This window comes from Alicyclobacillus hesperidum, from assembly GCF_900107035.1.
Lineage (GTDB): Bacteria > Bacillota > Bacilli > Alicyclobacillales > Alicyclobacillaceae > Alicyclobacillus > Alicyclobacillus hesperidum.
Map to the genome: position 1 here is coordinate 1 of NZ_FNOJ01000012.1, position 14,415 is coordinate 14,415.

Below are 14,415 nucleotides of genomic sequence, written 5' to 3' on the forward strand. Positions count from 1 at the left end.
GAGCGTTTTGCAGATTTATAAGGCCTTGTAGGACAAGGGGTGTGAAGACATGAAAAAGGACTTCACCCCAACCTTCGAGAAGATTTCAAGTGACCAAACCCGAATCTTCGAGGAGGGAAGTCCCACTTGTATCTTCTCCAGCCATCGCTATTTTCCTTTGAAGACTGGCTAGAAATTGAGTCCAGTGACCGATTACCGCTATTTTTCGGTGTATTGAACTTGCAGCCTTATACTTCGAAGTTGAGGAAACAGTCACCCCAAGGTGCGAAGCCCATTAACCGTGAAGCCATTCTACGCGCACTTTTGGCTGCTCCACTTGAGGGGATTTCAACGTTCACAAGGCTTCATGAACGGTTAGCGAGAGACATTCGGTTTCGTTACCAGTGCGGTTTCAGAATAGACGAAGCCGCCCCGTCGGTCTCCACCCTGAGTCGCGTGTTTGCGGCCATCGTAGAGATGAATCTCGCAGAGAAGCTCTTCATTGACCTGGTCAGTCAATGCAAAGAAGCGAACATCATTGACGGACGCCATTTGGCTGTGGACAGTGCCGGTGTGAAGTCGTACGAGAAAAAGCAACCCAAGTCCAGGAGCCAACAAACCGGCAATGCCAACTGGGGTGCAAAATACGATACCTTCGGTAACAAACTCGCTTGGTTCGGGTACAAAATCCACCTGGCTGTCGATACCGCGAGTGAGCTGCCGGTCGCTTTAGAGGTCACACCTTCAAACGTCTACGACGGGGAGATGGCCGCGCCATTGCTGGAACACGTCGTGAAGGCGCACGGTTGGAAAGTCGATTTCGTCATGATGGATGCTGGGTATGACCAAGTGAAAAACTACGAAGCTGTTCGTGATTATGGTGCACAGGCGATTATTGCAATGAACAAGCGCGGCGAAAAGGAACCACCGGAAGGCATGGCATCGGACGGGACACCGCGTTGCACAATGGGATACGACATGGTGTATTGGGGTGCTGACGGTGATCGACTGAAGTTCCGCTGCCCTCACGCGGTTGGGAAAGTGGACTGCCCGCTTGGTACAGCGGCTTGTTCACAGTCCAACTATGGCATGGTAGTCAAAAAGCGGATTACGGACGATGTACGGCGTTACTGCGCTCCTCATCGGGGCACGCAAAACTGGAAGCTGCTGTACAACGAGCGCACTGCAGTCGAGCGTTGCAACGCAAGGCTCAAAACCCACTTGACGGCGAATGATGTCCATGTGAGAGGGATCCAAAAAGTAAAGACGCACATGGTTCTCAATGCAATTGTAATGCTCGCGTCCGCGCTTGCCGTGAACGGAATCAAAGGACAACAGAAGACCGCGTAAAAAACGCACCATGAGATAACTTGTGGAATTTACACAGAAATGACCGACCGATATCCACTATATGTAAGGCGCTTTAGCTGTACTGCGATGCTGATTCTTTTTTCACTTCAACCAAAAACGCCATTCTGCAAAACGCTCGGAAGCAACTGTTCGTCCGCACCTAAGGCGTAAATGCCATAACTTTCGCCGAGATCGGCATTTAAATCGACCGTAAGCAAAGCTCCTTCCCTCGCTTTCTTTTCACGCCTCGATCAAGGCCGCAGCATGCGCGCGTATTTGTCCCAGCCAGGCGCGCAGCATGCGACGGTGACGGCGATAGAGTGTGATGGCGTCGCCAAACGAAATCTGGCTAAACCGCAGTTGCGCACCTGGCCGAACTTGCGCTAAACGGTCGAGATCGACACTGATGACGGTCGCAATTTTGGGGTAGCCGCCTACGGTTTGGCACTCTCGCAATAAGACGATGGGCTCCCCAGAAGAGGGCACCTGCACCGCTCCCGGCAACACGGGTTCGGACGTCATCTCGCCGGCAGGCACTGCGATGGTTTGTCCAAGCAAGCGCACGCCCATGCGATCAGACTTAGCATCCACGCGAAAGGGCGCACTCCAGAAGGTCTCTTTGGCCGCAGACGAAAACGCGCTTGCCTGCTCGCCGGCAACCGCACGCAGCCAAACGGGATCGTCCCCATCCTGCTCCTGCGCCCAGGCTCCCGCGAACCATTTCGCGACATAGGCATCCGTAGTCACCGCTCGCCAGGGACCATCTGGCCGATTGCGAGCGACAGGCCGATAGACAAGCCGGTCGCACGCCGAAAGCGGCTTGCCGATGCCATAGCGGGCTAGCGTACTGCGGCTGCCTAGTATCTTCTCTGTCTGCCAGCCACCGTTTACCGCCAGATACGCGCGGTAACCGCGTGCAGCCGCGCCTATGCGCAACCTGCTGCCCGAACACAGCCAAATCGGCCGCGCGGTCGGCAAAGGCGTGCCATCTGCGGCAAACAGCGCAAACGCTCCGCCGCATACCGCAACGACGGCACTCTCCGGGAAATCGATCTCCGGTCCCACTGCTGTGCATTCGATCACGGCCGCATCCGGCGCGTTGCCCACTAATGCGTTTGCCAACGCGGCAGACGTCGCGTCGAGCGCACCGCCCAGGGGTACGCCATAGCGCATGAAACCAACGCGACCTTCGTCTTGTACCGTGGTATACAGCCCTGGCTGTGCCACGCTTGCCTCAGCCAGCGGCCGCTCCTCATGTGTACGCCCGACGGATCCCATCGTATTCCTCCTCGTCGATGGCCCGAAACGTCACGCGCATGCCCGGCTCCAACCATGTCGGCGGCCAGCGCGCCGGATTGAACAAGGGCACTGGCGTGCGGCCGATAATTTGCCATCCCCCAGGCGTCGCAAACGAGTAGATGCCCGTCTGCCTCCCGGCAATGCCGACGGATCCCGCTTCGACCCGTGCTCGCGGCGTCGGCTTGCGCGGGGCGGCAATGCGTGGATCAAGCCCTGTCAAATATGGAAACCCTGGCGCAAAGCCAATCATCGCCACGTCGTACGATCCCGCCGTGTGCAGACGAACGACTTCGTCGGGTGCAAGCTTGGCATGGCGCGCGACTTCCTCCAAATCCGGGCCGAACGATCCGCCATAGCACACGGGGATGGTGATGGCATCTGGCCTTTCTACGTTTGTACTGGCTGCGGTGGCGCCCTCCAGCGCGGCGTCCACACGGGCGCGTAATGTATCGGGCGAGATTTCATCTGGATCGAAATAAATGGCGAGCGATCGGTAGGCGAGCACGCAATCGCGCACACCGGGCACCTGTGCAAGATGCTTTCGCAAGATCTGGTCTATGGTCAACAAGACTGCCGCAGCCTGGATGGATGCATTTGAAAAGGACTCTGGCAGGCGAAGCAGCAAGGCGGTATCTCCCATCCACGAGCGCTCGATGCTCCATGTTTCTGTCACCGGCGGCACGCCCCTGTCTCCATCGTTTACACTCATTCTAGCGAATTCAAATCGCAGAAGGGTGGAGAACGATGTCGCAGATGCAAAGAAACATCGCCAATGGCGGCACAGTGGATGGCGGCTCACCGCGCGTGACAGTGCTGATTCCGGCGTATAACCGGGCGGATTTGTTGCCGACGGCAGTGACAAGTGTTCAAGCGCAGACAGAAGGGCGCTGGCGATGCATCGTGATCGACGACGGGTCGACGGACGATACACGCGCCGTGGCAACACGCTTTGCCCAGAGGGACGAGCGGATAGAGGTTTTGGCGCTGTCGGAAAACCGAGGACTTGGAAACGCCTTACAAGCAGGCTTAGAACGTGTGAAGACGCCCTATTTTGTCATTCTCGACAGCGATGATTGGTTTTCTCCAGACGCCATTTCCCGCTGCCTAAACAAGATGGAACAAGCAGACGATGACGTCTCACTCGTCTGTGCAGATGGTGTGTATTGGGTTCAGGCGGAAGACGGCAGCCTACACCGGGATCGCGTGCAAAAGGGGCGCGCGTTTGCGGATAAGTACGAGTTTTTCTGTTATGGGCCGAATCTCGTACCGCGCTTTTTGCGCACCGAGGCTGTGCGCGCCGTAGGCGGCTTTGAGAACGATCCCGCGGGCCATGGCCGCTACCTGGAAGATAAACTGCTGTTGCTCAAACTGATTGCCCATGGTCGGTTCGCGTATGTCGAGCAGGAGTTGTACAACATCCGCCAGCACGCCCATAACATGACGCACCCAAGTGATCGCGCGCGGTTTCAGGCCATTAAGCGCCAAATGTATGAGCGCATGATGCGCGAATGGGGAGACGAATACGAGATTGAATGGGAGGAACATCCGGAGGGTTGGTTGGATGTCAAAACGTTGCACCCGCGTCGCAGATCGTAAGCGACCGTGGGAGCGGATCAACTGTGCCGCTCCCAGCGGATCGTGAGCTCGATGCGTTCCGGCTGTTCGCCCTGCCCTGCCATGCGCATGCGATAGGCAAGCTCAATGGCACCGCCAACAGGGGAGATGTCGACCGCGAGGCGCTGTGTACACGTCTCGACGGCGAGGGCGCCGTGGCCGACGGCCATCCGCGATGCCGCGATGTCTCCGGCACGAAACGTGTGTGTCCAATCGACGGCACCACGGCGCATCCAGGTGACGCAGTTGGGCTCAATGCGCAAGGTGATGGATGCGACCGCGTCTGCGGGCTCCTGCCAGTGCAAGAAGTGCACACCCCGGCGCTGGTACCAGACGGCCGCTTCGACCACCGCGTGCTCCGCGCCGCTCTCCCCCTGCGCCTTGGCATCGGTTTGGCGATGCCACGTCACGGTACAATCCCACTTTGCCGCATCCTCGCGGTCAGCTAACCAAAACATCGGCCATCAGGGCACAAACGCGAGCAAGGCCTCGCGAATCAGCTTGGCGGCGAGAATCTGCGTCTGCTCGGTGGGATCGATCTGTGGCGCGACCTCGACGAGATCAAAACCAACGACGTTGAGCGACTTCATGTATTGAATGGCACGAAAACCTTCGGGCGCGAAGATTCCACCGTGCTCTGCGGTGCCTGTGCCAGGGGCCGTCGCGGGATCGAACACGTCGATGTCCCATGTCACGTACACTGGCTTGCCATGGAGTTCAGGCAGCACAGAACGCAGAGGCGCGGCCAACTCGAATGGCGCAAAATGCGTATTTTCCCGCGCCCAAGCAAACTCTTCCCTGGTACCGCTGCGAATACCGAACTGGTAAACGCGATCCGGCCCGATGGCGTCGCAAACTTTCTTGATCACGGTCGCGTGCGAAAAAGGCTCGCCTTCGTAGTGATCGCGCAAGTCTGTGTGCGCGTCGATATGAATGACGCGCAAGTCGGGATACCGCTCGATGGCAGCTTGAATGGCTCCCCACGAGACGAGGTGCTCGCCGCCTAGGCCGATGGGCAGCTTGTCCGCCTCGTACAGCGCCTTGACGTATGCATAAATGCGCTCGATGCTCGCTTGTGGGTTGCCAAATGGCAACGGGACATCCCCCGCGTCAAAATAGCGGATATCGCTTAAGTCCCGATCAAGATACGGGCTGTATTCCTCAAGGCCCAGGCTGACTTCACGAATGCGCGCTGGACCAAGCCGCGCACCACTGCGAAACGACACCGTCCAATCCATCGGCATGCCATAAATCACAGCTTGTGCTTCATCGAAATCATGGGTGGCACCTATGAAGACATTGCCACTGTACGCAGGCAAAAACGGTTGCTTCACATCAAATGGAAAGCTCATTCGCCGACAAGCTCCTTCACAAAGTTCGGCAATGCGAGTGCCGCGTGATGAATGCCGAGATTATAGTACTTGGTATCCTCGACGCGAACGGCCTTGACGTCCTCAGGGCGATGCACCTTGCTGCCCATCGTGAAGCTCCACATGCCTGTTGGATAGGTCGGTACAAACGCCACATACAACTTGGCAATGGGGAACGTGCGCGCGACGTCACCGTAAACCCGGCGAATCAGCTCCTGGTTGACAAACGGCGATTCCGTCTGCGCTGCCATCAAGCCATCTGGTTTTAAGGCCGTATGTACGGACTCATAAAACGACTTGCTGAACAAGCCTACCGCAGGCCCGACCGGATCGGTGGAGTCAATGAGGATGACGTCGAATTCACCAGGATGCTCCTCCACGTAACGAATGCCGTCGACCACCTGTACGTCGACGCGCGGATCCGACAAGCCAGCGGCGATTTGCGGAAAATAGGTCTTAGATGCCTCGATGACACGGCCATCGATCTCGGCAAGCACCGCCCGCTCGACAGATGGATGCTTGATGACCTCGCGAATAATGCCGCCGTCACCCCCGCCCACGACCAATACGCTTTTCGGATTCGGGTGCGTGTGCAAGGGTACGTGCGCCAGCATCTCGTGGTAGACGAACTCGTCTTTATCGGTCGTCATCACACAGCCATCGAGCACCAGCAGCTTGCCGTACTGAGCCGTTTGATACACGTCGAGCTGCTGAAATTCGGTGCGCTCGCTATGAATCGTCTTTTCTATCCGCAAACCAATCGAAAGATTTTCATTTTGAAGCTCTGTAAACCACAAATTCGATTGCGCCATATGTATCCACCCTTTCTCGCGACGGTATTATACCAAACTCACAGGTTTGGTAAACGAGCGAGCGCGATCGCAGAAATATGGAATAGTATTCCTGCCCATGATGTACAATACCTGGAAACGGAATTCTTTCCTGTAACCGGAGGTGGCAGCATGGACCGATCCTGGCCTTCGTTCGCGGCGGACAAGCGCGAGGCAACTAAAGTGTTCCGCCGCCGCAAGTCGACGGCGCGGATTTTGCTGTCGGCCTTCTTTATCCCGCTTGGCATCGGCTTTGGCGGCATGTCCTTGCTTTTGCTTGGGTTGCGGCTGATGCCTTTGCCCGCGGGCGGCAGTGCGATGCCTACAGAAATTGAGAGCGCCGACGGCACGCGGATTGCAAACTGGACGACAACGGGTGAAGCGCCGCAGAACGTTCCACTGGCGAAGATCCCAGAACCACTCATCGCCGCAACTATCGCCGTCGAAGATCAAAATTTCTACCACGATCACGCCATCAGCCTCAAATCGACCGCCCGTGCACTGATCGTTAACCTACGTCACGGCGGCGTGGTTGAAGGCGGATCGACAATCACCCAACAACTTGCCAAAAACCTGTATCTGTCACAGGATCGAACGCTATCGCGCAAACTTCGCGAAGCCTTGTTTGCCATCCAGCTCGAATTGCACAAATCAAAAGATTGGATTTTGGGCCGCTACCTGAACGTCGTGTATTACGGCCACGGCGCATACGGCGTACAGGCGGCAGCGAAGCTGTATTTCAACAAACCTGTCCAGGATCTCGATCTCGCGGAGTGCGCCATGCTCGCCGGGCTGCCAAAAGGCCCGTCCATCTACTCACCCATCGATCACTTCGAGCGCGCCAAACAGCGCCAACGCGTGGTGCTCGAACGGATGGTTGCCACGGGTTACTTGACGCAGGCACAGGCGCAGGCGGCCGCAGCCGAGCCGATCCACGTCGCCGTGCATCACACACCGGTCGTCACGGCGCCGTATTTCACCGATCTCGCCGTCCGCGAAGCCAAACGCGTCGCCCATTTAAGCGACGCGGATCTCGATGCGGGTGCGGTGCGCATTAAAACGACGCTCGATCCTCTTTTGCAACGAGCAGCCGAGCGCGCCATTGCGTCTACACTGCCGTCACAGAGCGGCATTCAGGCTGCACTCGTCGCGATGGATCCGAAGACTGGCGCGATTCGCGCCCTGGTGGGCGGACGCGATTTCCGGACGAGTCCGTTTAACCGGGCGTTGGCGCCACGGCAACCGGGATCGACTTTTAAGGCGGTCGTCTACAGCGCGGCACTAGAACACGGCTGGACGCCGGCCAAGCAAGTCGACAGCAAATTGACGACCTTTGTCTATGGAACGTCGCCCGCCGACAGGTACACGGTGCACGACTATGCAGACGTGTACGCCGGAAGGCCTTTGACATTGCGCGAAGCCATTGCGCGATCCGACAACGTGTACGCTGTGCACACCAATCTCGCCATCGGCCCGCAAAACGTCGTCGAGATGGCACACCGCTTGGGCATCTCCGATCAGATGAAGCCGTACCCATCGCTGGCTCTGGGCGTTTTCCCTGTATCGCCCGTCGAGATGGCAGGTGCGTATGCGGCATTGGCCAACGGAGGATTGCGGGTGAGCCCGCACGTTGTCGACGAGATCGACACGCCGGAAGGCCGGACGGTGGTCGACGCACCAAGCGAACGCGTTCTGTCTTCGGATGTGGCGTTTCAGATGTCCGATCTAATGCAAAGCGTATTGGGTGACGCGGGGACGGGCTATGGAGCGCGGCCGTACTTACACGCGCCGGCGGCCGCCAAGACAGGTACCACCGACACCGACGCCTGGATGGTAGGCTATACGCCAAACCTCGTCTGCGCCGTGTGGGTAGGATATGACTCGAACCGCCCGTTGTCGGTGCCTGAATCGCATTTGGCAGCGCCGATTTGGGGGAAGTTCATGGGGACCGCGCAAGCGCACATGCCCGGCGGTTGGTTTACGGCACCTGCCGATTTGAAAGCTGTGCGGATCGATCCGCTGTCGGGCGGCGTGGCGACGCCAGAATGCCGGGTCGCAGAAACCGACTACTTCCGCCCAGGTACGGAACCGACCGAGCCATGCCCGTTGCACAGTCCTTCGACGCCGCAGCAGACAAAGCCCAAGTCTGGTTTGTTTGGTTGGTTGCGCAAGTTGTTCTAAGCGCGCCGGAGCCGAAATTGTGTGCTACAATGGCGGCAACACATGTAGGGGGCGTGTCTTGTGGAACAACGTTTGTCCGCGCGAGTACGAAATATTCGACCTTCGGCGACGATGGCCGTCGACAGCAAGACCAAGCAATTGCTGGCGAAAGGGCAGCCGGTTATCAACATGAGTGTCGGCGAACCCGACTTCGATACGCCCGTGCCTGCGGCGTTTGCCGGTGTCCGCGCCATCGTCAATGGCCAAACCCGCTATACCGAAGCAGCCGGTACCATCGCACTGCGCAAAGCGATTGCGCAAAAACTAGCGACGGAAAATGGCCTATCGTACGCACCTGAGCAAATCATTGTCTCCAACGGCGCGAAACACACGCTTTACAACATCTTCGCAAGCATTCTCGACGAAGGCGACGAAGTGGTTTTACCCGCGCCATATTGGACGTCATATCCCGAACAGATCAGCGTCGCTGGCGGCAAGCCGGTCATTGTGCAGTGCGGTGCACAAGCGGGCTTCAAAATGACCGCAGAAGCCTTGGAGAAGGCCATTACAACTAGGACGAAAGCCGTTCTCCTCAACTCGCCGTCCAATCCAACGGGCGCTGTTTATCACGAAGAAGAATTGGCGGCGCTCGGCGAAGTGTTGCGCCAACATGACGTGTATATCGTCCTTGACGAGATTTACGAACGCCTGGTTTACGGCGTCAAACAGGTCAGTCTGGCGGCCGTTTGCCCAGACTTGCACGACCGCGTACTCGTGGTCAACGGCTTCTCCAAGGCGTTTGCAATGACGGGTTGGCGGCTTGGTTACGTCGCGGCTCCAGCTGATGTTGCGAAGGCCATCGCCAGCTTTCAAAGTCATTCGACTGGCAGTCCAGCGACGATGTCACAGTACGCCGGGCTGGAAGCGCTCAAACATTTCGATCCGAGCGTCGTCGAAGTCTTTCGACGTCGGCGCGACACCTTGGTCTCCGGCCTCAACAGCCTAGATGGCATCCGTTGTCTGATGCCAGAAGGTGCCTTCTATGCCTTCCCGGATGTCACGGGTGTGTTCGGCTCGAAATACGATGGTCAAACCATCGAATCGAGTAGTGATTATTGCGAGTTGCTCCTTGAACATGCACTCGTGGCCAGCGTACCTGGCGAAGCGTTCGGCGCCCCGGGTTACGTGCGCTTTTCCTACGCCGTCGCCGACGGCGATGTCGTCGAAGCCATCGACCGGATGCGAGCCTTCCATCAAAAGTTGACGCGCTGAGCGACTTTCGTCTTCCAATATGCATGAGCCGCCCAACGGGCGGCTTTTTGCGTATTGATGAGGAATGCGGTTACTGGTCGGGCAAACTCATCTTGGCTCGCTCGATGACCCCGGCTCTGCAGGGTGAATTTCTCCTTCGTGATCAAGAATTTGATGATCATTTTGAATGGCAATCAGCCCAGCTTGGTCAAGCTCATGCAGAACTTCGAACAAACTGTCGCGCTTTGCCTCTGGAAGCGATCTGACAAATTTGTTGATATCCTGCCCCGGCGCCAATTGTACAAAATGAACGCCGCCGTACTTTGCATATAGGTCTCTGCGATATGTCAATCAGGCCAGCTCCTTTCCCCACTGCACACTTCGTCCGTAGTCTGTGCGCCAAGGCATGGGCTATGCACGTGCGATGGACGCCAGTCTGCTGGCACAGAGTCATGGCGACCGCCATACGATGTAGGAGCATCGAAGGGGAAGCGAGGTGTACCCCGATGAATTCGAAACGCCCTGCGGGGAAAACGACACAAACGCGAAAGTCGGCGACGAGGCCTGAACGCGGGCAATCGGCGCCGGGGCCTGCTCTGCGGCTTCCTGACGCGGTGCTGACCAAAAGCAGAGGTCCGCGTTCGGCCGCAGGTTCAAAGGGGCGAAGCAGTGGTCCTCGTAAAACACAACAACGAACAAGCCAAGGCGGATCGTCGTCCGTCGCTACCCCGAGCAAAAAGTCGCCCTCACTCTCGCAGTTGCTGTCGCCGAAAAACATGCAGGACACCTTAAAAACGGTGGGCAATCTGCGGAATATGGTGAAGAATTGGCTGAACTATTTGCAACAGGCGGACAAAATGCTTGATACGGTCTATGTCACTACGGGCACGCTCAAAGAGAGCGGCGTTCTCGATAAACTGCTTAAACACCGTGGCAAAAATTTGACCACCGAGGATTTCACCAGCATTTTAGCGGCCTTGATGGCGTCTCCACTGGGCGCCGGTTTGCTGGGCGGATCGAACGACAATGAAAGCAACCAAGCGACAAAGGCGAATCAGCAGCCTGTTCAAGCGCAGCCGCAGCAACAGCCACCACAGCAACCTGCGCAGATGTATGCGGGAGCACAGCCGTACCAGACACTGCCGCCTGCACCTATGTATCCACAACAGAATGCGGCACCTGGCTATCCAAACGCCTACGCACCGCCCGGAGGTTATCAGGCGCCGGTGTACGGTCCTGCACAGCCCTACACGCCACCGCCCCTGCCCCCCGGAAACGGGCAGCAAAGGCCACAGCCTGAGGGCGAATAGGCGCGTGAAACAATACGATTTGCCGGGGAAATTAGCTGTCCTTGCTTCTATGGCAGGCAGCTATTTTTGTGTTACTGGACTAAGGAACAAAGATCCTTCATGGGATGCCTTGGCTGACGATAGTCAGCGTTTGGCCCGAAGGTTTGGCCCGAAGAGCCAACCGCACGCACCGGACCAGCAGGTTTCGATTTAGGACGCCATTGTGCAAAGAGAGCTGTGCATGCATCAGCGGCCCAGTTGTTACAGTGTCCTCTGCCGCATCATCTGACGCCCAACCGACCATGGCGCGAAATGAGGACTCGCACAAACACCCAACAACGCCATCAACAACCCTGAGTTAAAGTCAGTCGCCAATGGCTCGAAAATTTGCCCGAATGATTGACCGAACCACCAGAATAGAATGGATAAGATGATTGAGAGCGAGGCAGCGAGCCGAGTTCTGTATTTGAAGAGCAGCATGCTCCCTAGGGTCAGTTCAATAAGCCCTAGCACAACTGATACAATGGCTCCTGCTTTGCCGATGGCCCCTGCCAGCCAAGGCGTTGCAATCATCTGCGTCAAGCCGGTTGGTGTTAAAAAGCTCGGCTGCAACTGCATAACAAAGCCGGCAATCATTAAAATCGCCAGTGAGATTTGCGCAAAACGGATGCTTCCGGCCCGCCACTGACGCGAATAACCGTCGTCTGTCGGCCAAATGGATATACCAATCAATGCGTAGATGAAAACCGCTCCCGGTGCACCTGACAAAAGCAACGTTTGGCCGGTAAATATCTGTCCAACGCCTTCGCCAAATACCCACACGATGCTACTCCAAATCACTGACGCAATGATGGCTGGCTTCAGCCAGTAATTCAACATCATGGCGACGCCCAGTGCCAATTGCACGAGTGCAAACAGCGTGTCCCATACAACAATGTGCCCAGTCACAAGGTGGGCACCCCAATTCACCAAGGTTGAAATCCAACAGGGCTGACCTTCGGCTGTGGGTAAAATGACTTGTTGAACGAAGGATGGACTGAACATCTGCGGTTTCAGTTGAAACACCCCGTCAAGGAACCAGATGCTTCCCAAAATGAACTGCACCGCACGACGTGAAACCATAGACTTCCCCCTCCTCGCCACCTTACTTTGATTTTCTCTCCGCAAGTCATGCCGCTACAAGCCGTTTCCCTCAACAACTTTGAACGTTTTGTCAATCCACCATGACGGCGATTTAACATCTCCTATGCGCATCGGACACTGAAGCCTCTAGCTAGACAAATGGACCTGCCCAAGCATTCCGCCATTCCGCGCAAATCGAACTCGCGAACGCTGACGAAGATACGCAAACCGCCCGGGGCTACTTCCCCGGGCGGTTTGCGTTCAGTCCTTTGTATTTTTCGGAACGAACTTCTTGATTTCCTTGAGCGTCTTATCGTCGACATTCTTGCCATACTTCTTGACAATCTCGTCGACGCTTGCGTTGGGTCCGTTCTTCGTGGCATCTGAATATGCCTTGACGAATTGCTTAATGCGTTGTTCGGGAACCGGCAAGCCAAGTTTATCTGCGAAATTTTTCGCCAGCGACTCGACCTGATTCGGGTCACGCCATTGATCTGGCGTCACCTTTTTGACGTCGTCGAGAATTTGAAAAATCGCTTTGCGCTTGCCAGCGAGGTTGTTTTTCAACGTGTCCAGCGATCCCGACGGAGCCGCCGCCACTTGCTGCGCTTCCGGCGCCGGCGACGCAGGAGCCGCAGTCTGCCGCTTAGGCCGCGATGAGCCTTTGCGGTTTCGTTTATTTGATGAAGCCGCCATGTCGCATCCTCCTTCTCCGTTTCGCTCCTAGCGGAGCCTCTCCTCAACGTATGTTGAAAGGCCGCAGGATGTCTCAGCGAAACGCCCGAAAGCGACAAAAATCAACGACTTCCATTAGCTGGCGAACCAAGTTTGGATGCCGTTATGGCACCTTGCGCACATGCGGACTACGCAGCCGAATATCGACTGCCGCGGCGAGAACCATCGCGAGCACCATCAAGGCCCCACCGGCACAAGCGAGAACGCCTTTGCTCGACGCCGCAAGGACAAGCATGAAGCCTACAATCATCAGTAAGCTAAGTCCTACGAACGCCAACACAAACGTCCGTACTGCACGTTGAACCGCCTTCATTGCAGAGTCCCTCCATCGCGAGTGCAATCGTCCACATCCTCGTTTATACAGGATCTTCAGCCACCTACGCGAGACATTTCGACTTTGCCCATCCGCTTCGTCTCCTGCGTGCGCAGAGCGGAGTATGCATCGCGGCGTCGGCGCCACAGGTCGGCAAGAAACTCCCGCACCTCGTCGTCGGAAGCGCCGGATCGCAATAACGGCCGAAGTGGCTTCCCACTGGTGGCGAACAGACAGGTGTACAGTTCGCCGTCCGCCGTCAGGCGCAGGCGGGTGCAACCCCCGCAAAACGGATGACTGACCGAGTGAATGACGCCGATCTCGCCCATGCCATCGAGATATCGGTAGCGCGTCGCCACCTCGCCGGGCACGCGCGGCGGCACGGCCTCCAGCGGATGAACCTCGCCAATTGCACGCAGGATTTCCTCCGCTGGCACCACATCTTCTAAGCGCCACCCATTGCTTGTACCGACATCCATGTATTCAATAAATCGCACGATTACGCCTGTGCCGCGAAAGCGCTCTGCGATGGGTACAACTTCCGACTCATTCCATCCACGGCGAACGACCACGTTGACCTTCACTGGTGTCAAACCTGCGGCAAGGGCCGCGTCAACGGCTTTGAGAACGCGTTGGACGGGAAAACCTACACCATTCATACGCGCAAAAATGTGCGGTTGAAGTGCATCCAGGCTCACGGTCACCCTGTGCAAACCTGCATCAGCCAAGGCCTTTGCACGGGCCGGTGTCAGTAAACTCCCATTTGTCGTCAGCGCGATATCTTGAACGCCTTTGATCTCCCGAATGGCGCCCACGATGTCGACAATCTCTTTTCGCAACAACGGCTCCCCGCCAGTCAGTCGAATCTTCTCGACGCCAAGTTCCACGAGAAGGCGCGCAGTGCGTGCCAGTTCTTGCGTCGTTAGCAACTCATCGCGCTGGAGAAATGGGTGGTTGGGACCAAACTGATCGATTGGCATGCAGTAGGGGCAGCGAAAATTGCAGCGATCCGTCAAGGAAATCCGCAGATCGCGCAAGGGACGTGACAGTGCATCAAGCAACTTGTGCTGATCTTCCCTCGTGTCAGCCATCGGCCAATCCCC

The 14,415-nt window shown here is 56.9% G+C and carries 16 protein-coding genes; 5 read left to right on the forward strand and 11 right to left on the reverse strand.

All coding sequences use genetic code 11. The features are described from left to right. Nucleotides 1-126: 126 nt before the first annotated feature. Complete coding sequence (locus tag BLU70_RS09660; protein WP_074691304.1) at nt 127-1,329, forward strand: transposase; 1,203 nt, start codon at nt 127-129, stop codon at nt 1,327-1,329. A 107-nt stretch (nt 1,330-1,436) separates the two neighbouring features. On the opposite strand, the gene BLU70_RS14385 is transcribed toward BLU70_RS09660, so the two are convergent. Genes BLU70_RS14385 through pxpB form a run of 3 tightly spaced genes read right to left on the reverse strand, consistent with a single transcriptional unit; the run spans nt 1,437 to nt 3,310 of the window. Then, the gene (locus BLU70_RS14385; RefSeq protein ID WP_244885167.1) at nt 1,437-1,547 is read right to left on the reverse strand and encodes a LamB/YcsF family protein; all 111 of its coding nucleotides are present in this window, start codon (nt 1,545-1,547) and stop codon (nt 1,437-1,439) included. Between the two features lie 22 nt (nt 1,548-1,569). Next, nucleotides 1,570-2,607, reverse strand: coding sequence for a 5-oxoprolinase subunit C family protein (locus tag BLU70_RS09670; protein WP_074693327.1), 1,038 nt, complete (start codon nt 2,605-2,607; stop codon nt 1,570-1,572). Beyond that, entirely contained in the window at nt 2,582-3,310 is a 729-nt protein-coding gene (gene pxpB / locus BLU70_RS09675; RefSeq protein ID WP_244885168.1) for a 5-oxoprolinase subunit PxpB, read from the reverse strand. The genes BLU70_RS09670 and pxpB overlap by 26 nt, the downstream gene beginning before the upstream one ends. A 62-nt stretch (nt 3,311-3,372) precedes the next feature. Between pxpB and BLU70_RS09680 the strand changes: the two genes are divergently transcribed. After that, a complete protein-coding gene (locus tag BLU70_RS09680; protein WP_074693328.1) occupies nt 3,373-4,224 on the forward strand; it encodes a glycosyltransferase family 2 protein in 852 nt (283 codons plus the stop codon). Between the two features lie 17 nt (nt 4,225-4,241). Here BLU70_RS09680 and BLU70_RS09685 read toward each other — a convergent pair whose 3' ends face one another. The 3 genes from BLU70_RS09685 to speE are packed head-to-tail and all read right to left on the reverse strand — an operon-like array spanning nt 4,242 to nt 6,424. Continuing rightward, the gene (locus BLU70_RS09685) at nt 4,242-4,652 is read right to left on the reverse strand and encodes a DUF1934 family protein (RefSeq protein ID WP_176780877.1); all 411 of its coding nucleotides are present in this window, start codon (nt 4,650-4,652) and stop codon (nt 4,242-4,244) included. Between the two features lie 54 nt (nt 4,653-4,706). Next, the gene (speB, locus tag BLU70_RS09690) at nt 4,707-5,594 is read right to left on the reverse strand and encodes an agmatinase (RefSeq protein ID WP_006445936.1); all 888 of its coding nucleotides are present in this window, start codon (nt 5,592-5,594) and stop codon (nt 4,707-4,709) included. Further along, nucleotides 5,591-6,424 carry a polyamine aminopropyltransferase gene (speE, locus tag BLU70_RS09695; protein WP_006445937.1) on the reverse strand — a complete coding sequence of 278 codons (834 nt, stop codon included), beginning with the start codon at nt 6,422-6,424 and terminating at the stop codon, nt 5,591-5,593. The genes speB and speE overlap by 4 nt, the downstream gene beginning before the upstream one ends. A 150-nt stretch (nt 6,425-6,574) precedes the next feature. Between speE and BLU70_RS09700 the strand changes: the two genes are divergently transcribed. After that, a complete protein-coding gene (locus tag BLU70_RS09700) occupies nt 6,575-8,623 on the forward strand; it encodes a transglycosylase domain-containing protein (RefSeq protein WP_244885169.1) in 2,049 nt (682 codons plus the stop codon). A gap of 60 nt (nt 8,624-8,683) precedes the next feature. Further along, entirely contained in the window at nt 8,684-9,874 is a 1,191-nt protein-coding gene (locus BLU70_RS09705) for a pyridoxal phosphate-dependent aminotransferase (RefSeq protein WP_074693330.1), read from the forward strand. Between the two features lie 87 nt (nt 9,875-9,961). On the opposite strand, the gene BLU70_RS09710 is transcribed toward BLU70_RS09705, so the two are convergent. Beyond that, nucleotides 9,962-10,204 (reverse strand): hypothetical protein, encoded by a 243-nt coding sequence (locus tag BLU70_RS09710; RefSeq protein WP_040288664.1) that lies wholly within the window; start codon nt 10,202-10,204, stop codon nt 9,962-9,964. A 155-nt stretch (nt 10,205-10,359) separates the two neighbouring features. Between BLU70_RS09710 and BLU70_RS14765 the strand changes: the two genes are divergently transcribed. Then, entirely contained in the window at nt 10,360-11,163 is an 804-nt protein-coding gene (locus BLU70_RS14765; RefSeq protein WP_074693331.1) for a hypothetical protein, read from the forward strand. A gap of 240 nt (nt 11,164-11,403) precedes the next feature. Here BLU70_RS14765 and BLU70_RS09720 read toward each other — a convergent pair whose 3' ends face one another. The 4 genes from BLU70_RS09720 to moaA all read right to left on the reverse strand — a co-directional run bounded on the left by BLU70_RS09720 (nt 11,404) and on the right by moaA (nt 14,403). Next, nucleotides 11,404-12,264: a hypothetical protein gene (locus BLU70_RS09720; RefSeq protein ID WP_074693332.1), complete on the reverse strand. Its 861-nt coding sequence runs from the start codon at nt 12,262-12,264 to the stop codon at nt 11,404-11,406. Between the two features lie 261 nt (nt 12,265-12,525). Further along, on the reverse strand, nt 12,526-12,960 hold the full coding sequence (locus BLU70_RS09725) for a hypothetical protein (RefSeq protein WP_040288667.1): 435 nt from the start codon (nt 12,958-12,960) through the stop codon (nt 12,526-12,528). 142 nt (nt 12,961-13,102) lie between these two features. Further along, complete coding sequence (locus tag BLU70_RS09730) at nt 13,103-13,312, reverse strand: hypothetical protein (RefSeq protein ID WP_006445944.1); 210 nt, start codon at nt 13,310-13,312, stop codon at nt 13,103-13,105. A 56-nt stretch (nt 13,313-13,368) separates the two neighbouring features. Further along, nucleotides 13,369-14,403 carry a GTP 3',8-cyclase MoaA gene (gene moaA / locus BLU70_RS09735; RefSeq protein WP_074693333.1) on the reverse strand — a complete coding sequence of 345 codons (1,035 nt, stop codon included), beginning with the start codon at nt 14,401-14,403 and terminating at the stop codon, nt 13,369-13,371. Between the last annotated feature and the right edge of the window lie 12 nt (nt 14,404-14,415).